25 protein-coding genes and 2 tRNA genes are annotated in these 24,129 nt (G+C 34.4%); 8 read left to right on the top strand and 19 right to left on the bottom strand.

From position 1 onward, the window contains the following. Window position 1: 1 nt before the first annotated feature. Genes DNG35_RS10775 through hutH form a run of 15 tightly spaced genes read right to left on the bottom strand, consistent with a single transcriptional unit; the run spans window position 2 to window position 11,488 of the window. Window positions 2-370: a hydroxymyristoyl-ACP dehydratase gene (locus tag DNG35_RS10775; protein WP_111129028.1), complete on the bottom strand. Its 369-nt coding sequence runs from the start codon at window positions 368-370 to the stop codon at window positions 2-4. Window positions 371-400: 30 nt separating this feature from the next. After that, complete coding sequence (locus DNG35_RS10770; RefSeq protein WP_111129026.1) at window positions 401-1,021, bottom strand: outer membrane lipoprotein carrier protein LolA; 621 nt, start codon at window positions 1,019-1,021, stop codon at window positions 401-403. Beyond that, the gene (locus DNG35_RS10765; protein WP_111129024.1) at window positions 1,011-1,784 is read right to left on the bottom strand and encodes a polysaccharide deacetylase family protein; all 774 of its coding nucleotides are present in this window, start codon (window positions 1,782-1,784) and stop codon (window positions 1,011-1,013) included. Before DNG35_RS10765 ends, DNG35_RS10770 begins: the two co-directional genes overlap by 11 nt. Further along, a complete protein-coding gene (locus tag DNG35_RS10760; protein WP_158524894.1) occupies window positions 1,781-2,779 on the bottom strand; it encodes a beta-ketoacyl synthase chain length factor in 999 nt (332 codons plus the stop codon). The genes DNG35_RS10765 and DNG35_RS10760 overlap by 4 nt, the downstream gene beginning before the upstream one ends. Before the next feature lie 3 nt (window positions 2,780-2,782). Beyond that, window positions 2,783-3,964: a beta-ketoacyl synthase gene (locus DNG35_RS10755; protein WP_369908091.1), complete on the bottom strand. Its 1,182-nt coding sequence runs from the start codon at window positions 3,962-3,964 to the stop codon at window positions 2,783-2,785. 2 nt (window positions 3,965-3,966) lie between these two features. Continuing rightward, window positions 3,967-4,218, bottom strand: coding sequence for a phosphopantetheine-binding protein (locus tag DNG35_RS10750; RefSeq protein ID WP_111129017.1), 252 nt, complete (start codon window positions 4,216-4,218; stop codon window positions 3,967-3,969). Further along, window positions 4,211-4,816 carry a hypothetical protein gene (locus tag DNG35_RS10745; protein WP_111129015.1) on the bottom strand — a complete coding sequence of 202 codons (606 nt, stop codon included), beginning with the start codon at window positions 4,814-4,816 and terminating at the stop codon, window positions 4,211-4,213. Before DNG35_RS10745 ends, DNG35_RS10750 begins: the two co-directional genes overlap by 8 nt. Beyond that, window positions 4,813-5,949: a beta-ketoacyl synthase N-terminal-like domain-containing protein gene (locus tag DNG35_RS10740; RefSeq protein WP_146228870.1), complete on the bottom strand. Its 1,137-nt coding sequence runs from the start codon at window positions 5,947-5,949 to the stop codon at window positions 4,813-4,815. The genes DNG35_RS10745 and DNG35_RS10740 overlap by 4 nt, the downstream gene beginning before the upstream one ends. Beyond that, window positions 5,946-6,404, bottom strand: coding sequence for a thioesterase family protein (locus tag DNG35_RS10735; protein ID WP_111129009.1), 459 nt, complete (start codon window positions 6,402-6,404; stop codon window positions 5,946-5,948). The genes DNG35_RS10740 and DNG35_RS10735 overlap by 4 nt, the downstream gene beginning before the upstream one ends. Before the next feature lie 8 nt (window positions 6,405-6,412). Next, complete coding sequence (locus DNG35_RS10730) at window positions 6,413-6,850, bottom strand: hypothetical protein (protein WP_111129006.1); 438 nt, start codon at window positions 6,848-6,850, stop codon at window positions 6,413-6,415. After that, window positions 6,837-7,727 (bottom strand): lipid A biosynthesis acyltransferase, encoded by an 891-nt coding sequence (locus DNG35_RS10725; protein WP_111129004.1) that lies wholly within the window; start codon window positions 7,725-7,727, stop codon window positions 6,837-6,839. Before DNG35_RS10725 ends, DNG35_RS10730 begins: the two co-directional genes overlap by 14 nt. 11 nt (window positions 7,728-7,738) lie before the next feature. Beyond that, window positions 7,739-7,984, bottom strand: coding sequence for a phosphopantetheine-binding protein (locus tag DNG35_RS10720; protein WP_111129002.1), 246 nt, complete (start codon window positions 7,982-7,984; stop codon window positions 7,739-7,741). A gap of 20 nt (window positions 7,985-8,004) precedes the next feature. Continuing rightward, complete coding sequence (locus tag DNG35_RS10715; RefSeq protein ID WP_111129000.1) at window positions 8,005-9,225, bottom strand: beta-ketoacyl synthase; 1,221 nt, start codon at window positions 9,223-9,225, stop codon at window positions 8,005-8,007. Between the two features lie 5 nt (window positions 9,226-9,230). Beyond that, window positions 9,231-9,962 carry a 3-oxoacyl-ACP reductase FabG gene (fabG, locus tag DNG35_RS10710; RefSeq protein WP_111128998.1) on the bottom strand — a complete coding sequence of 244 codons (732 nt, stop codon included), beginning with the start codon at window positions 9,960-9,962 and terminating at the stop codon, window positions 9,231-9,233. Beyond that, window positions 9,959-11,488: a histidine ammonia-lyase gene (gene hutH / locus DNG35_RS10705; protein ID WP_111128996.1), complete on the bottom strand. Its 1,530-nt coding sequence runs from the start codon at window positions 11,486-11,488 to the stop codon at window positions 9,959-9,961. The genes fabG and hutH overlap by 4 nt, the downstream gene beginning before the upstream one ends. A 70-nt stretch (window positions 11,489-11,558) precedes the next feature. Between hutH and DNG35_RS10700 the strand changes: the two genes are divergently transcribed. The 4 genes from DNG35_RS10700 (at window position 11,559) to DNG35_RS10685 (ending at window position 14,576) form a co-directional block, all read left to right on the top strand. After that, window positions 11,559-12,812, top strand: coding sequence for an NAD(P)/FAD-dependent oxidoreductase (locus DNG35_RS10700; RefSeq protein ID WP_111128994.1), 1,254 nt, complete (start codon window positions 11,559-11,561; stop codon window positions 12,810-12,812). 112 nt (window positions 12,813-12,924) lie between these two features. Continuing rightward, window positions 12,925-13,010: transfer RNA gene (locus DNG35_RS10695), tRNA-Ser, on the top strand. A gap of 57 nt (window positions 13,011-13,067) precedes the next feature. Beyond that, window positions 13,068-13,142, top strand: a tRNA-Pro gene (locus DNG35_RS10690). A gap of 207 nt (window positions 13,143-13,349) precedes the next feature. Then, the gene (locus DNG35_RS10685; RefSeq protein ID WP_111128992.1) at window positions 13,350-14,576 is read left to right on the top strand and encodes a site-specific integrase; all 1,227 of its coding nucleotides are present in this window, start codon (window positions 13,350-13,352) and stop codon (window positions 14,574-14,576) included. Between the two features lie 35 nt (window positions 14,577-14,611). Here DNG35_RS10685 and DNG35_RS10680 read toward each other — a convergent pair whose 3' ends face one another. Further along, a complete protein-coding gene (locus tag DNG35_RS10680; protein ID WP_146228869.1) occupies window positions 14,612-15,049 on the bottom strand; it encodes a hypothetical protein in 438 nt (145 codons plus the stop codon). Window positions 15,050-15,495: 446 nt separating this feature from the next. On the opposite strand from DNG35_RS10680, the gene DNG35_RS10675 reads away from it, so the two are divergent. The 4 genes from DNG35_RS10675 (at window position 15,496) to DNG35_RS10660 (ending at window position 18,434) form a co-directional block, all read left to right on the top strand. Then, window positions 15,496-16,323, top strand: a complete 828-nt coding sequence (locus DNG35_RS10675) for an RteC domain-containing protein (RefSeq protein WP_111128988.1) — start codon at window positions 15,496-15,498, stop codon at window positions 16,321-16,323. A gap of 254 nt (window positions 16,324-16,577) precedes the next feature. Continuing rightward, on the top strand, window positions 16,578-16,853 hold the full coding sequence (locus DNG35_RS10670) for a helix-turn-helix domain-containing protein (RefSeq protein WP_111128986.1): 276 nt from the start codon (window positions 16,578-16,580) through the stop codon (window positions 16,851-16,853). A 35-nt stretch (window positions 16,854-16,888) separates the two neighbouring features. Continuing rightward, window positions 16,889-17,329 carry a hypothetical protein gene (locus tag DNG35_RS10665; protein WP_111128984.1) on the top strand — a complete coding sequence of 147 codons (441 nt, stop codon included), beginning with the start codon at window positions 16,889-16,891 and terminating at the stop codon, window positions 17,327-17,329. Window positions 17,330-17,705: 376 nt separating this feature from the next. Then, window positions 17,706-18,434, top strand: a complete 729-nt coding sequence (locus tag DNG35_RS10660; RefSeq protein WP_111128982.1) for an ATPase — start codon at window positions 17,706-17,708, stop codon at window positions 18,432-18,434. 16 nt (window positions 18,435-18,450) lie between these two features. Here the strand turns inward: DNG35_RS10660 and DNG35_RS10655 are convergent, their stop codons facing one another. The 3 genes from DNG35_RS10655 to DNG35_RS10645 form a co-directional block, all read right to left on the bottom strand. Beyond that, window positions 18,451-21,609, bottom strand: coding sequence for a choice-of-anchor L domain-containing protein (locus DNG35_RS10655; RefSeq protein ID WP_111128979.1), 3,159 nt, complete (start codon window positions 21,607-21,609; stop codon window positions 18,451-18,453). A 47-nt stretch (window positions 21,610-21,656) separates the two neighbouring features. Next, window positions 21,657-21,989 (bottom strand): hypothetical protein, encoded by a 333-nt coding sequence (locus DNG35_RS10650; protein ID WP_146228868.1) that lies wholly within the window; start codon window positions 21,987-21,989, stop codon window positions 21,657-21,659. A 358-nt stretch (window positions 21,990-22,347) separates the two neighbouring features. Next, window positions 22,348-24,129: OmpA family protein (locus tag DNG35_RS10645; protein WP_111128974.1), on the bottom strand; the 1,782-nt coding region annotated here is incomplete at its 5' end.

Here is a 24,129-nt window from a genome sequence, read left to right as displayed (position 1 = left end):
ATTAACTTTGCTTTAGGGTTAACCTTACTTTGGCAGCGGTTTGGTTTTGATGAATCATTTCGCCTTTGAGCGAAATATTTTCTTCTAAATTTAATGTTATTTTTAAAGTAACCTCTTCACTTTCTGTTGGGTTGATTACTTTTAAGAATTTAATTTGCTTGACTTCACCAATCAAAAGTTGTTTTTGCAAATAAAACGCTACTTCTTCTTTAAATAATTGGGTGATTAAAACCCCAGGCAAAACCGGCATTTCAGGAAAATGTCCTTTAAAAACTTCGTGCTGTACGTTGAGTTTTAAGGTAGTTTCGAGTTGGTTTTCTTCATTTGACCGGTGAAGAACTTCAGTAAAATTAGCTAAAAGTGTTTTCAAGATTGATGTATTTCGCCATAAAAATATAAATTATATGCCAAAAACACTATCCGCAACAGGTAGATTGATTTGCATCTCTGTAAATTTAATTTCTGTGATGTCCTCAGATAAATCAACTAACTTTACTTTTTTAATGGTATATTCTCTTGTAAATGTGATTTCTATATTTTTGAAAATTTCTCTCAAGCTTTCTTCATTGGGTAACATTTTTACCGTCACTAAGCCTTCTTTTTTATAAAAACTAGCTTTAAAATCAGGATTGTTTAAAATTTTTCCGTTCATACTTTGGGTAAGCAAACCTACTAGGTTTTCAAACATTTTGTTTTGATCTACTTTTATTTCTCTAGCTTTTCCATTATTCTTTACAAACAGACTTCCATCTTTAAAAATGATCGTGTTTTGATCTGGTTTTGTATAACTCCACTTTAGCGTTTTAGGTTCTTTATAGAATACTTCTCCCTCGCTTTTTACGGGGTTTTGCATATAGCTTAAGTATTTGTTTTGCACAAAACCACTTTGCATGGTTTTTACTGATGCAGCTTTTTGTTCAACTTTATTTTTGAAAACAGAAATTTCTGAATCACTCATTTTTTCCTGTGAAAAACCTAGTTGTACAATAAAAAATAATAGGATTAAAACTTTAATCTTCATAAGCTTTAAGGTTTAATAATTGATCTACGGTAACCGATTTTAAATTTTTATTTTTTAAGAATAACAATAACTGCTCCAAAATGACATTGGTATGCATTTGACTATCATGAAGCAAAATAATATCCCCTTTTTTTACTCGGCTGGTAACGCGCTTTAAAATAATTTTTTTACTAGAAATAAGTGTGTCAAAACTTCTAATACTCCATCCTATCGGGGTTAACCCTGTTTTTTGTAGTGCTCTTTTTATTTTTGGATTAGCATTTCCAAAAGGGGTTCGGTAAAGCTTGGAAATAAGACCACTATGGTTTTTTATTGCTAGATTACAGCTTTCTATTTCGTTTACCACGGTTTTAGTACTCAAAAAACCATAATTTTTAGGATGCGAATAAGTATGGTTGGCAACCGTATGACCTTTAGCGATAATTGCTTTGAAAACCTCTGGTCTTTCATCTATTTTATGACCTATACAAAAAAAAGTGGCTTTCGCATCAAACCTATCTAAAATGTTTAGTATTTCTAGGGTGTTTGCTGTAGGGCCATCATCAAAAGTAATCGACACTTCGTTTTTTAAAGTGCTTTTGTTGTGATGGTAAGCCTCAAAAAAGTAATTCCAACGCACAATAGTTGCTCCTGCAAAAGTGACTGCCAAGTATAATAGCAACAAGTAGATCAAAGAAATAATTGGTAAAATTGATTGATAAATCAACACCAAAACAATGATAAAGATTACAAAAAAAAGAAGATTGACTACCTTGTACTTCATAGGTTTTGTACTAAAATAAAGCTGTGCTCTTTTCCGTTATTTTGATTGTAAATCAATACATTGTTTAGTCTTTTTCCGACTGTTTTTCCATACAAAAATTCCGTAGGAATTTGTTGATTTTTAAAACCATAACAAGCCAACCAAAGGGCAAAACCATTAGTCGTATAAAACTCCCCTATCTTATTTTTATACGTGTAAACTGCACTATTGTGAAATGTTTCCTGCAAAATACCATAGTAATTATCAAGATATTGATCAATTCCTAAAATCACAGCATCAATATCATTTATTTGCAATTTATTTCTTTCTAAAATCTCATTGATTTTGGTCTGTAAGTTTTCTGCTTTCAATTCGCTTACAAGCTCAATAGATTTTATTTGGGCAACACTTTCGTTATATTTTTGATTAGCAACCATAAAAAAATGAGCTCCTTCCCCAAAATTAAATGTACTTTCGGGGTGTAAGAACTGGAGATGTTCTTCTGTTTTTGGTGAAAGTTCGTCGACACCTCCAACCAAAATATTTTTCTCTTCAGAAGAAGCAAGTTCTAATTGTGCATCAATCAATGCACTTTCCAGTGAAAGCGAGTTTTGCACAAATGTCATATTATAAGCTTTGCAATCGAGTAAAATGGCCAATTGACCTGCAACAGTATTGTGTGTAGACTGTATGAATTTCGTTGGTGACAACAAGGTTTCGTCTTCTAAAAGCTTTTCTAAAAAAGCATCCGAATCAGCTTTGCAGCCCATTCCGGTTCCTACAATTACTCCGTTCAGGTTTTTATGATTTGCTTGTGAAATAACTTGTTGTGCAGCCACTGCACTCATTTTTACCGAAGGTGACATACGGCGTAAAGCAGCACCTTTGATGTAATTTTTATAGTCTTGATAAGCTTGTCTTTTAAAAGGAACCGCTACAAAACCAGCCTCAAGAGAAAGCTCGTTTTCTCCCGCTTTGGTCAATGTATTAATAGCTGAAAATCCGTTGATATACATCATTTAAGCTTTTGAAAAAATTAAAGATGAACAATTACCTCCAAAACCAAAAGAATTGGACAAAACGTGATTGATTTCCTTTTCAACAAAACCCGTTTGGGGTTCAAAACCGATTTCTTCTATTTTATCTTGAAAATTTAAATTAGGAAAAATACACTGCTGTTGTATAGCCAAGGTAGAAAAAACCGCTTCGATCGCTCCTGCAGCAGCTAAAGTATGTCCTGTAAAGGCTTTGGTGCTACTTACTTCGGGGATTTCACTCTCAAATATTTTTGAAATGGCAATTCCTTCCGATAAATCATTATTGTAAGTTGCCGTACCATGAGCATTGATATAATCGATATCTCTTGTTTCTAATCCTGATTTCTCCAGTGCTTTTTGCATCGTTAAAAAAGAACCTTCTCCCGTTTCTGAAGAAGCAGTTTGATGAAATGCGTCATTGGCATTTCCGTAACCAGAAAGATACGCCAAAATAGGTTGATTTCGCTTTAAAGCGGACTGTTCTGATTCTAGAATCAAATAAGCAGCTCCTTCGCCTAAATTGAGTCCTGTCCTGTTTTTATCGAAAGGCATGCAAGGTTTTTCTGATAGAATTTTTAAGGAATTAAAACCGTTGATGGTAAATTTAGACAAGCAATCGGTTGCTCCTGCCAGAACAATGTGGGCCTGGTTATTTTCGATAAGTTTTGATGCTTTGATAATCGCATTGGCTCCCGAAGAACAAGCGGTACTAATCGTGGTGGTATAATTTTTTAAACCCATGGCTTCGGCCATAGTATTGGTTGTAAATCCGGGATGTTGTGCTTCAATATATTTATTTTTAGGAGAGTTTTCTTTGAACTCCTTCCAATACTTTTCTGAAAAATCCATTCCGCCAACACTGGTTCCGTTGATAAAACTCAATTCACCAATCAAATTCAAATTGGCTTGCTTGATAGCTTGTTTGACAGCGAATAAACCCAAAAGTGAAGCTCTGGTAAAATTATTTTTCTTTGGTAGGTCTAAAGCTTCTTCAAGTTGTTGATTGGTAAGTTTTATTTCACCGAAAGGTAAATTATCATGAGCAGTCTCTAATAAAGCCAACTTCCCTACTCCTGATTGCTTATTTTTTAAAGAAAAAAAATGTTCTTCAGCATGATTGCCAATAGCAGAAATAATTCCTAAACCTGTAATGGCAACTCGCATTTTTATTGGTTTTTCTCAATAAATTGAGCGATGGTTTCTATACTCTCAAAGATTTCTTTCCCTTGTTTAGGGTCAGTGATTTTGATTCCATAATCTTTCTCTAGCAGTACAATAATTTCTAAAGCATCGATAGAATCTAAGCCTATGTCATCACCAAAAAGCAAATCGTTATTACCAATATCTTCAACACTTAAATCTTCAAGGTTAAGGTTTTCTATGATTTTATATTTTAATTCTTCTCTTAAATTACTCATTGTTATGATATGCTTTTTTTAAGTTTTCCGGGGTAAAAATGTGCCTCGATTTTTCTTTATTTACACGGCATAAAAAAATATCGTAGGATTCTAAATTTACTTCTACCCAACCACAAACAATTTCTTGGGAACTTTTATTTTCCAACAAATTTTGGGTGTAATGATACACAAAATTACAGTCAAAATGCGGATTTATAAAGAAAAAGTTCTCTGAATTTAACTGATACATAATACAAACTTCACCCATCACAATATTTGGTAAAGTATATACAAAAATAGCCGGTGAAGCAAAATCGTTTATTATTTGCTGGTGATTGAAATCGCTAACTAAGCTACCTGATTTATTCTGAAAAACCAACCCTGTTTGGCTATTGATAGGCTTATTTTGCTGTAATATTTCGGTCGCCAATATGCCCAGTTTACATAAATCATCCATTTTATGGAATTTTGGATAGCTTATTTCCAGGAATGTATAGACTGCTTTTAAAAAGTCTTTTCTATCTACATTTATATCAGGCTGAAAGATTTTATCTCCGTTTTTAAAAACCTGATCATTTCTAATAATAACCGAACCTTGTATGTAAAAATTTTCTTTCAATACATTTCTTTTTGAAGCAGCATAGCAAAGTTAGAACCTCCAAATCCAGAAGCTGTTTTTAAAATGGTTTTGAGTTCTTTATTGATAGTTGCTTTTACGACATTCAATTGAATATTGCTATCTAACGCTTGTAAACCCATAGAAGAAAAAATCATATTGTTTTTTAAACTATAATTAGCAACAATCGTTTCCAAAAGTGTCGCGGCTCCTAACGTATGGCCAAAATAGGCTTTTAAACTGTTTAAAGGCACATCTTGCATCTCTAAACGATTAAAAGCTACCGACTCCATTTGGTCGTTAAAAAGTGTTGCGGTTCCGTGAGCAGAAATATAATCGATATCCTTTGTCGTTTTTTGAGCCAATGCTATAACTTTTTTCACCGACAAATACAAGCCTTCTCCTGTTCTCGAAGGCCCCGAAATATGGTTGGCATCATTGACGTTTGCTTCTGCCAAAATAGCTGTATTGATTCCTTTTATAGGCTGCTTTGAGAGCAACATTCCAGCGACAGCTTCTCCTATATTAATTCCTGATCTGTCTTTATCGTAAGGTCTGCAAATGCCTTCTGCTAAGGCTTGAAAAGAGTCGAAACCCGATAAGACAAATTCAGAAACCAAATCACCTCCCAACACCATCACATTTTCTGTAGTTTCTTTCTGAAGTAATTGTCGTGCCACCGAAATAGCTAAACCACTCGATACACAAGCATTCGAAACGACAACTGGTTGATGCTTTAAACCAAAAAATATTTGTAGAATTTCGCTTAAAGCGGAAAGTAATACCCTTTCTTCTGAAAAATCGTGGTTCTCGCCTAGTAAATAAATATTTCCTTTAGTGCTGGCAATTACCATTTCTAAAGTGTTTTTATCAATATCAGGGTTTTTATCAAACAATTGCTGTGTAGCCAACAGCAATATTTTTTCCAACTTCGTAAATGCGTTGATGTCTCCTATTTTTTGAAATTGTTGATTTATCAACTCTTCTTCAATAATAGATGTATAATAGGCTTTGCTTCCTATTCCATGTTTTTTTATAGCTGAGATCCCTTTGGAAATCTGTTGTATGTTTTCTTCGGTAGAAAACCCCAAAGCAGAAATGATGACATCATCTTTTATGTAGATTTTTTGGTTCAACACAATTGATATTTCTTTTGCCAACTCCTATAAAATTCAGGGATGACCAACGATAACTCATTTTGTTTATCAACATTTCGTTTATACACAAAAACCTGTATGGTTTCTCCTACACAGCAAAGTTGCTCATGTTGATTGTAAATCTCGTACTTAAAATGAATTTTAGCAGCCTGATTTTCGCATAAAAAAACTTTTACTGTAGCGGTATCGCCATACTTCAGTGAATATTGATGTTCGCAAAACGATTGAACAATAGGTAGAGAAAAACCCTCTTGTTCATAAATCGCGCTATAATCCAACCCATATTTTTTATTAAAAGCTTCTCTTCCATCTTCAAAATACACCAAATAATTTCCGTGCCAAACAATCTGAAGTGGGTCACAATCTTTAAACCTTACTCTAATTTTACATTCACTTTGAAGCGGTGTTAATGCTACATGTTTACTTCTTCTCATGATTTAAATTATGGAGTTGCAGTTTTTAATTTGGCCTCAGCTATTTTCTTATTCGATTCTGTAAAAACCTCTGTTTGGCAGAGTCTTATAGCTCCAAATTCTTGTATTACTTTAACTTTAGTTAAGATGTAAGAATTAGTTTTTGGAAGTTCGTATATCACCAAATTATCGATAGCACCTATAAAACCCATTTGTGATTTTTCTATACTGTTGAGGTAAGCCATGTAAATGCTTTGTAAAGCAATAGACTGCGCCATATTTTCTATCAAACCCACTTCTGACAAAAATCCACGCTGAACCAATATATTGTTTTCCTGAATGTAAAAACTACATACTGCTTCTTGATTATTTTGATGGATGATAGAATCTACCATCACAAAAGGAGTTTTTTGTGGTAATAATTCTTGTGTTTTACTTATCGGAATCAGATAATTAGTTGGATTCATAGCTATTGAACTCTTCCCAAAAGTCATAAAAATTAAACCATTGGTAAGGATATTTTTTGACCATTTTTTCTAAAGATGCAATATAATTATTTAGAATATTTTTTTTAGAAAAATCATCAGAAATAAAAGGTCTGGCGTACAAATGGTAATGCGACTTGGGCTCTCTCATAATATAAGCAAATAAAATAGGGAGTTTCTTTTGGGCAGCAAGTTTAAAAGGACCTTCAAAAAACGGAGAGGCTTTTCCTAAAAACGTTGTATAGATTTGTCTTCCTTTTCCGCTTCTGTCTGCTGCAAAAATAATAATTTCGTTGTTTTGAATCGCTTGATTGATTTCAAAAATATGAGACATATCTTCTTTAATGACAATAAGTTGCAAAACGTTTGAGTTGACCAATTGTGATATGTAATCTTTAATTTGTCGATGTTCGGCATCGGTGATCACCATATACATTTTCTGGTTTTGGGTAAACCTATCAAAAAAACGTTGTGCGACATTAAAATTACCGATATGTGCGGTAAATATCAATCCGCCTTGAGCGCTATCTATCATTTTCTGAATATGATCTATACCATCAAACTCAAAGGTAAACTTATCTTGTAAATCGGTAGAAATAGCTATTCTGTCGATAAGCGATTTTCCTAATTGCAAATAGGTTTTGTAGATTCCTATGATAGATTTTAGGATAGAAAACTGATGTCGTTTACGGAAATAAATATATGTATATTTGTTGGTTTTAAAACTCGTAAGCAAGTAATAAAACGCTACAAAATAGAGTAAAAAATAAGCGGGTTTTACTCCTAAATTTTTGAGTAGAAAAACAAAAACCTTATAGCCAAAAACAGAGCCTTTTGATTTGCCTTTCCAATCGGACATAAAAAATGTGATTATGCGTTAACCTTCTGGTCGATAAGTGTATAAAAATCTTCTAAGGTTTTGATATTGACAAAGTCCTCACCAATTAGTTTTACTCCAAAATTAGATTCTACAGCCACGACCAAGTCTACATAGTCTAGACTGTCTAAATCGAGTGCCTCTTTAAGATTTGCATCTGGTTGAAGTTCTGTTTCTTCTACCTCAAATTCATCTATTAAAAAATCATTTATTTTGTTAATGATTTCAGCTTTTTCCATCAATCTTACTTAATTAAAAGTTATATTTTTTTTACAATTATGGCGGAGTTTGTTCCTCCAAAACCAAAAGAATTGCTCAAAAATACATCAATTTTTGTATCTACCGCTTTTTTGACCAAATTTAATTCTTTTGCGGCCTCATCTACCTCTTCTAAATTGATGTTAGGCGCTACAAAATCATTCTGCATCATAATCGTAGAATAAACCACCTCGCTTGCTCCAGCCATCCAACATTCGTGACCGGTCATCGATTTAGTAGAACTCACATAAGGCTTTTTACCATGGAAAACCTCTGCTATAGCTTTAGCTTCATTAATATCGCCAATAGGTGTTGAAGTCGCGTGCGCATTTACATAATCTACTTCATCGGCGTTCATATTTGCCATTTCCAAAGCTTTTTTCATGGCTCTTGCTGGCCCTTCTTGGTTGGGTGTAGAAATATGATCGCCATTCGATGAAAACCCATACCCTACAATTTCACCTAAAATAGTCGCTCCTCTTTTGATTGCTGAATCGTAGGTTTCTAAAAATAAAGCTGCCGAACCACCACTTGGCACCAAACCATCTCTTTTTTTATCAAAAGGTCTACTCGCTTTTGTTGGATTTTCTTCATTTACCGAAAAAACACCTAAACCATCGAAACTTCCCATCGCATAGGGGTTGATTTCCTGGGTTCCGCCGCACAAAATAAAATCTTGCAAACCTGATTTTATCAACAAATAAGCCATCCCAATCGAGTGTGAACCACTTGCACAAGCAGCACTTATCGTAAAATTGATTCCCTTGAGTTTAAAAATAGTCGCAAGGTTCATCGTACATGTAGAGTTCATCGATTTAAAAACACCTCCAGAACCCACTAAAGTCGTATCTTTTTTATCTCTAATTTTATCGGTAGCTTCTACGACCGATTGCGCGGTACTGTCGTTGCCAAATAAAATTCCGATTTCTTTCGAGTTCATGAAAGCTTCATCAATATTCGCTTGGCGGAACGCTTGCTGCGAGGCCGTAAAAGCATATTCGGTTTCTGCACCAATACTCACGCGTTCTCTCCTACTCAGTTCTTTTTTTAGATCGAGTTCAGGTACCATTCCTGTTAAAGCAGAACGGTAACCAAAATCTTTGCGTTTTTCATCGAAAATGATACCTGACTTACCCTCGTATAAAGATTTTCTTACTTCTTCTACATTGGTGCCGATGCAAGAATAAATACCCATTCCAGTAATGACAACTCTTCTATTCATATATCTTAAGAATAAATTCCTCCGTTTATGTTAATCACTTCCCCTGTAATATAGGAAGATTTTTGGGAAGCTAAAAAACTCACTAAATGGGCAACTTCTTCTACTTTACCAAAACGATTTGCTGGAATGAGTTTTTTTAGTTCCTTTTCGTCTAGGTCTTTGGTCATATCTGAAGTAATAAACCCAGGAGCTACCGCATTCACGGTAATATTTCTTTTCGCGATTTCTTGGGCCAAGGCTTTGGTCGCACCAATGATAGCTGCCTTTGCCGCCGAATAATTGGTTTGACCGGGCGTTCCTTTCAAACCACTTACAGAAACCATATTGATGATTCTACCATAACGGTTTCTCAGCATTTTTTGAAGAAAATATTGTGTGGTATTGTAAAATCCGTTTAAACTTGTATCGATAACCGATTTCCAACTCTCTTGATTCATCCAAATAAAAAGATTGTCGTTGGTAATACCCGCGTTATTGATTACAACTTCTACGACAGCATCAGGGTTTTCTTGTTCCCATTCCGCGAAAGTTGTATTTGTAGCCTGGTGATCTGCCACATCAAACTTTAGCTTGTCGCATTTTACCCCTAAACTTTCTATTTCACTTAAAGTGGAATTTGCTGCTTCTTCGTTTGAATGATAAGTGAACAAAATGTTGAGTTGATGATCTTTTGCCAATTGAATCGCCACTGCTTTACCAATGCCACGAGAACCGCCTGTAATTACAGCATATTTCATAAGTAAGGTTGATTTGTTTTGATGTAATTGATGATTTGTGGGATGTAAGGAAACTTCGCCTCATCTCCATGAAAAGGTGGAATAATTTTTTGAAGTGCTTTGAGTTGGGCTTTAGAAACAGAAGATAGTTTTTGTTCATCTTCTATTAAATAAACCGCTTGCACCAAAGCAATGAGCTCGATAGCTAATACTTCATGAGCATTTTGGATCACTTTTTTGGTGATTAGTGCGGCATTGGTTCCCATACTTACAATATCCTGATTATCGTTATTATTGGAAATACTGTGTACATACATGGGGTTGGACAAAGTTTGGTTCTCTGCCGTAGTCGAAACTGCTGTAAACTGCATCCCTTGCATTCCAAAATTTAATCCTAATTTTCCTAAGTTTAAAAAGGGTGGAAATTTTTCGTTGATTTTTGAATTCAATAAATAATTAAGCTGTCGCTCTGCAAGCATAGACACTTTGGTGATGACCAATTTTAACTTATCCATTTCTAACGAAATATAATCGCCATGAAAATTCCCTCCGTGATAAACATTTTGTCTTTCGACATCAACAATAGGGTTATCATTGGCCGAATTTACTTCCTCTATTAATATTTTTTCGGTTTGCTGAATGGTATCTAACACAGGTCCTAAAATTTGCGGAATACATCGTAAGCTATAATATTCTTGTACTTTTTCTTTAAAAACCGCTTCTTGGGTTTCACTAAAAAGATGTTCTTCTCGCTTTTTGATGGTTTTGCTATCTCTTAAATGCCTGCGCATTATATGGGCGATATCTGCTTGACCTCCATGTCGCTTAGATTCATTTAGCGCTTCCGAATAATGGTCGTCATAACTTGCCACAATTTCATTGAGTAAAGCTCCGCAGAAAACAGACCAATTCAATAAATTACGCGCATAAATACTATTCACAATACCTATACCTGTCATGACCGAAGTTCCGTTTATCAAACCGAGGCCTTCCCTTCCTTTTATTTTTATAGGTTGAATGTTCTCTTGCTCAAAAACAGAAGCAGTAGGTAGAACTTCTCCTTTATACAAAACATTTCCTTCACCGATTAAAACCAATGCCAAATGTGCTAATTGTACTAAATCGCCGCTTGCTCCAACTCCGCCGTGTTCATAAATAATTGGAGTGATGTTTTTATTGATAAGTGTGGTCATCGTCGTAAAAATACTTTGGTGCACACCCGATTTGCCAATACTCAGTGTATTGAGTCTTGCCAGCATCAGCGATTTTACTTCGATGGGTTCAAGGTAATTTCCCGAACCGGCCGCATGACTTCTAATCAAATTATATTGAAGCTGTATTTGGTCCTCTTTATTGATTTTATACTGCGCCATCGGACCAAAACCAGTATTGACTCCATAAATTACTTTGTTTTCAGAAAACGCTTTTAAAAATTCAAAACTTTTATTGACATGCGCTAAAATACCTTCACTCCATTTGATGGACTCTTGCTCAAACAAAACTTTATGAAAATCGTCTAAAGTAATCGGTTGCGTAATTTCTATCATCTTCTATAAAACCAAGTAATTTCTGCTATAAAAAGCAAATGTACTATATTTACAGCATTATAAAAACTTAATGACTACACAAAAAACAGATGTCATCATTATTGGTGCAGGACCTGCAGGAACGGTTGCCGCTTCTTATCTTAATCGGCAAAATATCCGTGTAATTGTAATTGAAAAATCTAAATTTCCTCGATTTGCTATTGGAGAAAGTTTGATACCGAAATGCATGGAAAGTTTTGAAGAAGCTGGTCTCTTAGAATGTTTAAAAAAGCAGAATTATCAGAAAAAGATTGGCGCAGGATTTATAAGAGAAGGTATTGCTGGAGAGTTTGATTTTAGCGACAAGTTTTCTGAAGGTTGGGATTGGACTTGGCAAGTACCCCGCGATGATTTTGATCAGGTATTAGCACAAGAGTGCATCAAAAATGGGGTTGATATTCTGTTTGAAACAAAAATTAATAATATTCACATTAGCGAAACCAAAGTAGCTGTAGCTATTGAAGATAACGCAGGAAAAAAGCAAAAAATTGAAGGGAAATATATAATTGATGCCAGCGGAAACGCTCGTGTTTTAGCTACAAAATTCGGACTCAACCATCCACCTCAAATAGAAAACAAAAGCTCTATTTTCACACAAGTAAAAGATATCCGTCGACCAGCTGGCGAAGCAGGAACCAGAATCACTTTCGAGATTTTACAACGAGACTTATGGTTTTGGTATATCCCTTTTTCTAACGGAAATACCAGTATTGGTTTTGTAGGTTCACAAGAAGCTATCAATCAATTTCCAAAAGAAAGTAGAATGGAAATGTTGCTTACAAAAATCGTGAAATACCGTCAGCAATTTGAGAATGTTCCGTTTATGTTTGAACCCATCCAAATGGACAATATTTCTAAAAGTGTCAAGCAACTTTACGGAAATAAATTTGTACTCACCGGAAACAGTGCCGAATTTTTAGATCCTATTTTTTCTTCAGGGGTTTGTTTTGCCACGGAATCTTCACTCTTGGCAGCAAAACTTATTTTAAAAGAACTAAATGGCGAAAAAGTAGATTGGCAAAAGGAATATGAAGATTATATCAAACAAGGGGTAAACGTATTTTCTACTTACGTGAAATCATGGTATACCGGAGAACTACAAGATATTATTCTACACCAAAATCCTAACCCAGAAATCAAAAGACAACTCTGCTCGGTATTGGCAGGTTATGTCTGGGATCAAAACAATCCCTTTGTATCAAAACACCAAAAAATGCTAAAACCTCTACATCGATTGATAAAAACAGAAAAAAAACAGCCTACTAATATTCTTGATTTCAAATAGATAATGTCTCAAGTAAATTTAATTTCAAAAAAAGCGAGAAAATGTTTGGTATCAACTAAGTCTACATGTATATTTGCAAACGCAAAATTTAATGCACGTTCTTAAATTTTACGGAGAGGTGGCAGAGTGGTAATGCAGCAGCCTGCTAAGCTGTCATCGTTTTTCGATGCCCGGGTTCGAATCCCGGTCTCTCCGCCACCTTTCGAGAGAATTCGAAAAAAAGTAAAGAATACCTTACAGTTGTATAGCTGTATTCGGGGTGTAGCGTAGCCCGGTTATCGCGCCTGCTTTGGGAGCAGGAGGTCGCAGGTTCGAATCCTGCCACCCCGACTTAGCGTAAGCTAAACAACATCAAAACCTTGCTAATCTTATGATTATCAAGGTTTTGTCGTTTTTGGACTATCATACAAAATGGTTTGAAATCATATGATTAGGTTAACAATTCGGTTAACACTTTTTAATGTTAAAACCCTGTTATTGAAATAGTTGATTTGATTTTCGTCTTAAACACCGGTTAACACTTTTAAGACATCAACTATGACACATTTTACAACTTTCAGCCTTTTAATCTGGGTACATGCTTCTAGAGTAAAGAACGACCTTGCCCCTATTTACGCACGAATTACGGTAAATGGCAAGAGAACTAACTTCAGTTTAAACAGGAAAATTAATCCTAATTATTGGGATTCTTCTAAAAGTAGAGCCAAAAAGAATACCCCGAAATCGGAAAAGCTAAATAGGTATTTAGCTCAGGTAGAAGAACAAATCTTTGAAGCTTACGAAGAACTCAAACAAAATGATGCTTTTATAAGTGCCCAGACCATAAAAGCCAGGTATTTTGGTGATGATCAAATTAATAAAACTTTATTAGACCTTGTGACCTACCATAATGAATCCATGCAAGGTATTTTGAAGCCAGGAACTTTAAAAAACTATAAAACTACCAAACTCTATATCAAGCAATTTTTAAAAGCAAAATTCAATATAGATGATATATCTTTAAAACAGCTTAGTTATAGTTTTGTAATAGAATTTGAGCATTTCCTTAAGAAAAATCCTAATCTCAATAACAATGGCTTAATGAAGCATATGGAACGCCTTAAAAAGCTATGTCACTTTGGTTATAAACTAGAATGGATTGATAAAAATCCATCCAAAAGCTACCAGCTTCGGTTTGAAAAAACACAAAGGCAAATGCTAACCAAAGAAGAATTAGAAATTTTAACAACTTCTGTTTTGGATAAACAAACACATCAAATTGCAAGGGATATTTACGTCTTTGCGTGTTATACCGGCTTAGCATACGGCGATGTGTATAACCTAACAAATAATAATATAGTGATCGGTATCGATGGTGAAAAATGGATCAGCACTCAACGGGAAAAAACTTCTACCAAAGTGATGGTTCCCTTATTAGATAGAGCAAAAAGTATCATTAAAAAGTACAAAGACTACCCTAGACTGGAAGATACGCAAAAGTTACTCCCGGTATATTCCAATCAAAAAATGAATAAATACATCAAAGAAGTAACCGCTATACTCAAAATCAATAAACACCTCACCTTTCATACGGCAAGACATACTTTTGCTACAACGGTAACACTTTCCAACGGAGTACCAATTGAAACCGTTTCAAAACTATTGGGGCATAATAAGATATCAACCACACAAATTTATGCAAAAGTCATAGAGACCAAAATCAGTGAAGATATGAGTATTCTAAAGCAAAAACTATGCTCAAGGAAAAATAAGGATATTGCTTAAAGTATATAGTGAAGGCAATCCCTTACACTCATTATTTAATATTCATAAAGAATCTGATCGTCTGAATTAGTTATATTCAGATTGACTTCACTGTCATTGGGGATTTGTAATTCAGAAATATCAAATGTATAGGTCTTAGAAGGAACAGCAGTACAAGCTTCGTTGTTTTCCAGCGAAAGTCTTAAATCCCTTTGAGCGGGTGAAGAATCTGATATTTCTCCCGAGTCGATTAATTTAACCACCCAAGAATTTCCATCACAACCACTTGCACTAAAAGTTATTTGCAAACAGTCATCTAGGATACTTAGATCGGTGATTGAAAGTTGATCACTAGGTGCATTTGCATATAAATCGTCACTAATAATGGTGTCAAAATCACAATTATTTACTGGAGGAGTTCCATTATCATCATCATTACTACAAGAAGTAAACATGCTGAAAAAAGTCAAGCTAATTAAAATTTGGTATTTCATGGTTCTGTTTATTTATTAGATGCATACTTTTCGATTTGGTTGCGTTAAATGTGGCTTAATTTTATTTAATAATTATAGGAACAGCTGTGATGATAAGCAATGAACATTCATGCCACCAAAATCAAAAAACTTTCTCTGATTTGATTTATATATTATTTGGGTAGTATAGATCTTATGTCGTTCACTACTACAGTAAAATACAATTTAAAGTAATAGCAATTTTATTGTGACAACCCCTAAAACTGTTTATCTGCAGCGATATTCTCATATTTAGAATCTATCTACAATGAGGTTAGAGATAAGATTAATAATGAGATGTATATAACAAAATAAAGCTTATAAATTAAAAACACCCAAAAACCCTGTATAAATCACTAAAATTCCGAGGTGAAAAGTTTGATTATTAGTAAATTGATGACTGTTATCAATTAACCGATTTTACCCCCATGAAAACCCTTAGCCACCTACTCAAAGAATTTCAAGAGGAGTTAAGACAAATCAATATTTCCAATCATAATATTATGAAAAAAGCAAACCTTAGCATCGTTTGCTGCAATAGCTGTTTGCACAAAATGAGGAAACAGATTGAAATCGTAAAAATAGATTCAAAAGATGATGAAATTAATTTCTTTAAAAATATAAAAAGTGAACCCTTGGTCTCACTTATCTACTATAGAGAAGTAAGAAGTTTTGAATTGAAAATTCAAAATACACCTGTTCATATCAGAAAACGAGTTATCAAAAAACAATTAAAAAAAGTTTATAAATTTCTTCAATTACATATAGAAACACTTCAATACATCAATAACAATTTAAATCATCTTGATCATATATTCTTTACACGGACTCAAGAAGAACACACACATTTGTTTCATAAAGGAAGTTATTTTTTTGATCCTCAGTTCAACACTTCTAAAGATCAACTCTTTGCTAAAACAAAAGCCTACTTGAAATTTATGAAATACCTCAAAGCAAAAAAGAAAATGATAAATAACCCTAATCAATCAATTAATATTTTGATTGAATCCAATCTACAATGGACAGCCTCAAAAGTGGCTTTAGTGGAAATTATTTATGCACTTTATCACAAGAAAGCAATCAATAATGGTAATGTAGATATTAAACAAATTGCTGTGTGCTTTCAAAGTCTCTTTAATATTGAAATTGGCGATTACTATAAGATTTTTGCTGAAATCAAGAATCGTCAAAATAATCATACCAAATACCTCGATGAACTTTCTCACAACCTAAAAGAGCACATTCGTAAATCTTGAATCCACAAAAAACACGAAAAAGTGTTAAAATTTGACCTGACCTCCTGCCTACTGGTGAAATTAATTCTTCACAATTATGCAAGTTTGTAGTACGAAAGTCAAATCAACGATTCACGAACACCAAATTTATTAAAATAGTAAAGTTCGTGGGTTAAATTAACGAAAAGTCGTTGGTATGCTATTGTACCAACGGCTTTTTTATCCCTTACTTGATAGGGGATCTTTTCATTAACAATTCTAAAACCCAATTAATTATGCCAACATCCATTATTACAACAGACGATCTTCACGATTTCAAAATCGAGCTCTTAAATGAAATCAAAGAATTACTAAAGGTAAAAGCTAGTACTACCAAGAAGTACCTAAAATCTTCCGAAGTGATGGAGCTCCTAAAAATCAGTCCAGGAACACTGCAGAATCTAAGAATAAACGGAACCCTGCCTTACACAAAACTCGGTGGAGTAATTCTTTACGAATACGAAGTCATTCAAAAAGTCCTCGCAGACAACCGAGTCGATAATTCTTATTAATCAAGTATTCCGTGGCTGACACGGAATCTTATCTTATGAAACAAGTAAACTACATCACTCATCTCAAAACTTTTTTTGAAAAAGTTTATGAAGATGACAATCTAAATCCTACACACATCAGTTTATACCTCGCTTTATTTTCATTTTGGAACAATACCAGATTTGCCAAATGGTTCTACATCAACAGGCAGGAAGTAATGCGAATGGCACATATCGGCTCAAAGGGCACATATCATAAATGCATCAATCAATTACACCAATGGAAATACATCAAATACCAACCTTCAAACAATCCTCAAAGAGGAAGCAAAATATACATGTTCGATACTTGTACCACTTTTACGACAACTACTGGGACAGGTAGTGAACAAGTAGTGGGGCATTATATAAACTTTAATAAACATGATAAACATAAAAAATATAAAAAGGATTTTTTAAAAGTTAAAAAAGAGAAAAATTACAACGAACCGCTTTAAAAATTTTTCCGTAAAAGCGGGAATCTCAAATGATACCGTCGGATTCATAAACCAGAGGTCCAAAAAATAAAAAGAAACTGGATTTTGAATTCAGCACGCGAAAATAAAATAAAATGGCCTATCTAAGTTTTAGAATTGCCTTTTGAATTTGGCAGGCGAGCGTCAATAGTTTGAAGAATTCGTAAAAAAAAATGCTGTTTGAGAACGATCCATTCGGGCGAGTTCATTTCTTTTAGAATTCAAAAACAAAATTGACCGCCGAAAATTCCAGGCTAGCGTTTTTTGTTTCTTTTTTGGGCGATGCAAAAAAGAAAGAATAAACAACAATAAAAATTATTCATAATGAAAATAAGTAAAGAGTAAAAATTCAATTCAAATGAACACCCATCAACCACATATCAAAATCGAAAAAGGAGTCGAATACCAACTCGGTGAACACAAACAAGATTACATCCTATACAATTTCAAAAAAATACTCCAGTATCTCGAAGTAAAAGGAAAATCACTTTATGGGAAAAAATTCAAAATTTACCACGAAGACAAACCTATACTATACAAACTATGTACTTATTTTATTAAGGATTTTGAATCTTGTAAAAAACTGCAAATTGATCTTAATAAAGGAATTTTACTAACCGGACCTGTAGGCTGTGGTAAAACAAGTTTGATGAATTTAATGCGTTTTATTACACCTCAAAAAAAAGCTTATACAATTTCCCCTTGCCGGAATATCGTATTCGGATTTAATAACCTAGGGTTTAGAACCATTGAGGACTTTGGAAACGAAGGTAGCTTTTGTTTCGATGATTTAGGCGTTGAACCCACAGGAAGACATTACGGAAAAGACTGTAATGTAATGGGAGAAATTCTCCTCTCCCGTTACGATTTATTCCTCCGAAACTTGTCTACCGATAAACAGAGACAAAAATCCCACCAAAAATCTCAACACTCACCACTCCCCTCTAATCTCCACACCACCCACATCACCACCAACCTCAATGCGGAAGAATTAGAAGAAAGATATGGCAATCGAGTGAGAAGCAGAATGCGGGCAATGTTTAATTTGTTGTCCTTTGATAAAACAAGTGAAGATAAAAGGCTTTAGATGTATTTTTATTTTTTTATCTTTTAAGAGTGAGATTAGCTTTAAAAATTTTTCTTTCTTTTATACCATTTGGTAGCAAAACTACATACTCTACCTTAAACCAATAATCATTTGATGGTAGGGGTTGTCCATTGTAAGTGCCATCCCATCTTCCATGGGGAGGAAAGGTGGTTAATAATTTTCCATAACGATCAAAAATCCAGATTTGGGTAATATTAATAGTATCGTAATTATAGTGAATATCTGAAAGACTCCAATAATCATTATACCCGTCCTGATTAGGAGTGAAGAATTTAGGATAGCTTACAAAAACAATAGAATGCCTTGTAACGCCACAACCATATTTATCCCTTCCTTCAACAATATGCTCTCCAGAAGAGATACCATCAAATACCAAACGGTCTTGTCCACCTATATCTACCCATGAACTATTTCCAATTCTAAATTCATAATCTCCACTTCCGCTAATAGAATACACTTCCAAAGAATTATTTTCACTAAAAACAAATGTTAATGGTGAAATATTAAATTCTGGAGGATTACTCTCAATGATAGTAGCCTTACTGCTAGAAGTACATCCACTTTCCACATGAGTAACCTCAATTTCATAGGTGCCAGCTTGATCAATTATTAGACTAGGTGTATCATTTTCTATGGGTTGACCGTTATAAATCCATTGAAATAAATAGGTTCCATCTGCGGGTAAATCAGTGTGAATGGGGAGGGTTTCATAGTTTCCACCATATACTGGAGTTAAAGGATTTTTATCTAAACATATCACAGCTCCATGGTACCTAGATATATCCACTTCGGGAAAATTCAAAGTATGAATAGTTAATTCTGTAACCTCCAAAGAAGTACAAAAATTAGAAGTATTTATAACTTGGGCAATAAGAGTTTGTGGATTAGAAATAGTGCTATAAGTACTAGGATTGTTAATAGCTTCTCCATTCTCATAAGCATCTGCAGTTGCATAATAAATTACTTCTGTGCCATTAGAAGTATCAGGATTAATCATTTCATTATATTGTGTTAAGTCAATGGTACTCAAACCTGTTTCTGTATACTCACATAAATACTTAGTAATAGCTGTCGAATTTATTGCAGGACGTTGTAATAATACCAATTCAATAGAAGTAATGGCATAACAGCCTTCGTCATTTTCTACTCGAACCCATATAACGTTATCTTCACTGTAGTATTCATCTGGATTTTGTATACGATTTGATTCTATATTTAAAATAGCATCTCCTTCTGTAAGATAAAAAAAGAAAGAAAAATCACTACTACTTTGATTTAATAAAATATCATCTTTTACAGCAAGTAAATCAAAAACATTTTCACCAAAACCATTATCACAAGAAGCTAATGTTCCTTCTTTAAGGTTTGGTTGTGGTAAAAATTCAACGATAATTTCATCAGTACCTGCACAATTATTATCAAAATAAACGTATACTACATAGGTGCCTTCTTCTGTAACTTCTAATGTTTCGCCTGTCTCTCCCTGTAGCAAAACTCCATCTTTATACCATTCGTAAGTCAACCCTATTATTGTTTGAACATTTTCAAAAGGATTAAGTATAATAGATTCCCCTTCGCAAGGAAGAGTAATATTTTCATTATTGGAAATAATATCTTCACCTAAATCTGGGCCTAAAGTAAAACTTTGACCTTTTAAAAAAACAGCAGATTGATATCTTCTATCTCCATAATCTGCTACTACAAGTTTAATGGTATAAGTTTCTCCGGGTACCACCTGAGCGGTAGCTGTTAACGGAACAGTTTGTCCATACATATCTATCCCTGATGTTCCGTGTCCATCAGCAGCGTAATCATAATATGCATCAGTATAATATTCCCCTAAAGAATTAGTGCCGGGACAATCGATCTGTTGATGGATATTGGTTACACTTACTGGGATATTCGTACCAGGAATCAAAGCTATATTAAGTCCTCCTAAATCTAAATTAACATCAGGAGTATTGGGATTAGCATCGTGATCATAAGCATTAATATTATTAATCCCAGGGCCACTTAATATAAAAGCAAATGTATCTGCAAAATTACATATATATTGAGGGTACTCGTAAGAAGCAAAAATATACTCAAAATTTATTTCGCTTATATAAGGAGTGAACTCAAAAACAATACTGGTAGCGTCATAAGTGGGAGAAGCAATTGTATTTAAGTCAGTGTCACCAGGCCACCCTCCTCCACTATTCGGGCCTTCAGGAACATAATCGATATATGAAGTTGAAAGAACAATACCATCTTCAAAAGGAAAATTAGAATAGGCTTTTTCAAAATACCCTAAACTATGGAGACCAAAACCTCCTAAAATAGCATTCGACGGTGAATGAATATTGGTAACATTTCCACAATTTCCAGTAATAAATACATCTTCGATGAGTTCATCAACCGAGTAATTTTCATCAATAACCACTCTGTAATGGGTAACTTCAAAGGTATATACTATACTATATAGACAGCCATTAGCAGTAGTTACAATTAATTTGACTTGATAGGTGCCAAGTAATCCTTCTTGTGCATTTTGAGGGTTAGGATTAAATGTATGCGTCACACTCTGACCAGATGCGGTAGCTCCATCTCCAAAATCCCAGAAATAGGTAGCATTCGGAATATCAACATCAAATGTAATCGGAACACCTTTTTCTACCCTATACCCATTGGGTATTATTTCAGAAGGGCTAACATTTATTTCAAAATTAATGTCAGGACAGTCTTGACAGTCAATAGAAGCTTTCCAACCGGGAACAGGAGAAATATTGCCATCTGTAATAAATTCAAATGTAAGACACCCTGAAGTGTTTGCTATGGTAGGCAAAACCAAACCTGGATTATTAACTGTGGTATATTCACCTATCAAAGGGGCTGAAACTGATGTTCCATCATAAATTTTTAATACATCTCCTTGAGCCAATAAAAAAGAATAATTAGTAAAATCAATTTTTATGCTATTTCCAGTATTGTTCGGACACAAAGTAACAACTCCATCATCTTCACTGTAACCATTTTCTCCTCCATTATCAAAGAAATATCCAGAACACTCATAGTGTATATCCCCAGTGCCTATGTATATATTTTGGGCTGTTAATTCATTTAAGCTAAAAAATAGCAAAATAATTATAGAAATATGTCGACTAATCTTAATCATTAATAGTTCAGTTTAGAATATTTAATAAAATTATTATTCAATTCATTTTAATCAATAGATGGTTTTTTACTTCCACGTTGTTTTATTTTTTCATGGAGTTCATCTACAATATCATTTTGATAGCCTTGATGTTTAATCAGTGGCCATTCTCGATCATTTAAATGTTTTGGATCTGGGTGCGGAACATAACACCAACATTTCAATAAAAAGGAGTCCGCTCCAAAATGATACCAGCTGTCATCTTCAAAATCGAAATACCCTAATTCGATAAAATCAAATTGCTCGCTATAAACTAATACAGTACGACTAAAACTCAAATCATTCTGATCTCGTTCAGGTTTTTTTGACATCGGATGGAAAACAATGGACTCCTTATACATTTAATATTTTTATTTCTATAATTCTAAGTGAGATTCCTTAGTCCCGAAGGCGCAAACGGGACCATCGGAATGACTTAAAGTCACTACAAAACCCAAATTCCAGTAGCTGTATAGGGTATTGGGTCAAAGTAGTCTCTGAAACTAAACATTTTTCTTTTTCACGCCTTTTATAGTTGTTGAAATATAATTATTAACTCAACAATATATTTCAATTAATCATTCATCTTTCACATCACTCAAATCGGTTGCTGATCGGTCTGTGCTGAGCTTTTCGAAGTGTACTACTCACGTCTAAAATCTCACATCTCACTTGGGTTGCTGAGATTGCCGTGGTCACTGAACCTGTCGAAGTGAAGCACTACCGCTTCACAATCTTAAACTCCGAACGACGGTTTGTCTGATGTTCTTCTTCGGTACAGTTTCCGCCACACTTAATTTTTGGATCATTTTCTCCAAAACCTTGACCTGAGATTCTGCTTTCATCAATACCTTTAGAAATAACGTATTGAACTGTACTTTGTGCTCTTCTTTCAGAAAGATCTAAGTTGTACGAATCTGAACCTCTGTTATCGGTATGAGATCTTACGAAGATGACCATGTTTTCGTGCTTTTTCATCACTGCCACTAAACGATCAAGCTCCATCGCTCCTTCTGGAGTAATTCTTGCTTTATCATACTCAAATAAGATTGGATTTAGAATTACCTCTTCTTCTGTTATCATTCTTTCGATTGGAGTTAATTCTACTACGATAGAAAGTTCCCCTTCCTCATTTTCACTTACACTTGCTGAACCACTCTCGTATTCTTCTGCATTTACTTGAAGCTCATACATTGTTTTGCCAGGAAGATTAAAGTCTGTCAGGCCACTAGCATTGGTTTGCTTACCCGCCAATTTCATTCCAGCATCACTATATACGTCTACATCTGCATTTGCAACCAAGGCTCCGTTTTCTGCATTGATTACTTTAACAATAAGGTGTAATTCTGGCTCTACTTCTCCTACTCTATAGATTTCATCATTTGCTACCAATGCATCTACACTTCCTCTGTTAGAGCTTACATAACCCATTTTTGCAGTTTTGTCATAAGAAAATGCAAAGTCATCTCCTGTACTGTTAACAGGTTGTCCCATATTTTTTACATCAGCTAAAGACGTTTTCCCGGCATCGATATAAAAAACATCCAAGCCTCCCATCCCTAAGTGACCATCACTTGAAAAATAGAGAGTTCCTTCTTGATCTACAAATGGAAAGCTTTCCTTGCCTGGGGTATTGATATTGCCTCCCAAATTCTCTGGTTCTCCAAATGTCCCATCGCCATTAACGGTTACTTTATACAAATCTGACATCCCAAATCCACCTGGCATATCACTTGAAAAGTAAAGCGTATTACCATCAGGGCTTAAAGCTGGATGACCTGTAGAGTATTCAGAACTATTAAAAGGCACTTCTTGCACATCCTCCCAAGAACCTTCTACTAATTTAGCAGTATATAGTTTTAACTGACCTATACCGTTTGAGCTCTTCTCATAATCACCGTCTGTATAGTCATTTCTGGTAAAGTACATCGTATTTCCATCAGGAGATATTGCTATCGTACCTTCATGGTATTTAGTATTCACTTCACCCGGCAATAAAGTAGCATTACTAAAATCGTCTGCTACTTTATCGGCAACATAGACATCTAAGGTAGGTTGTTGGTTCCAACCATAGTTTTTTCTAGCTTCGTTTCTTGCTGAAACAAAGTAGATTTTATCTCCTTTTTCGTATACACCAAAATCGGAGTTCGCTGTATTTAAACTCCCTGCAAGTATTGTTGTATATTTTGTTTCTTTAGTTAGCAGATCATTTAAATAACTAGGATTGTTTTTATACTCTCTTGCTCTAACATCCTGCGGATATTTGTTTGCAAAAGCATCCATCGCTTGGTTGCTTTGGTCGTGTTTTTTGTTGGCTTTTAGCATTTCTGCATAACGCACATGCGCTTCTGCTGTCGCTGTATCTACTTCTGCGATATACATCCCATAATACTTCTCAGCATTTTTGCTATTGTAAATATTATAATAAGCTTCTGCTAAACGCATGTGCACATAAGCATCATCTTTTCCTTTTGACACTAGCTTTTCATAGTCTTCTATAGC

The organism is Mesonia sp. K7 (genome assembly GCF_003233725.1).
GTDB lineage: Bacteria > Bacteroidota > Bacteroidia > Flavobacteriales > Flavobacteriaceae > Mesonia.
This window is presented reverse-complemented; position numbering and strand designations above follow the sequence as displayed.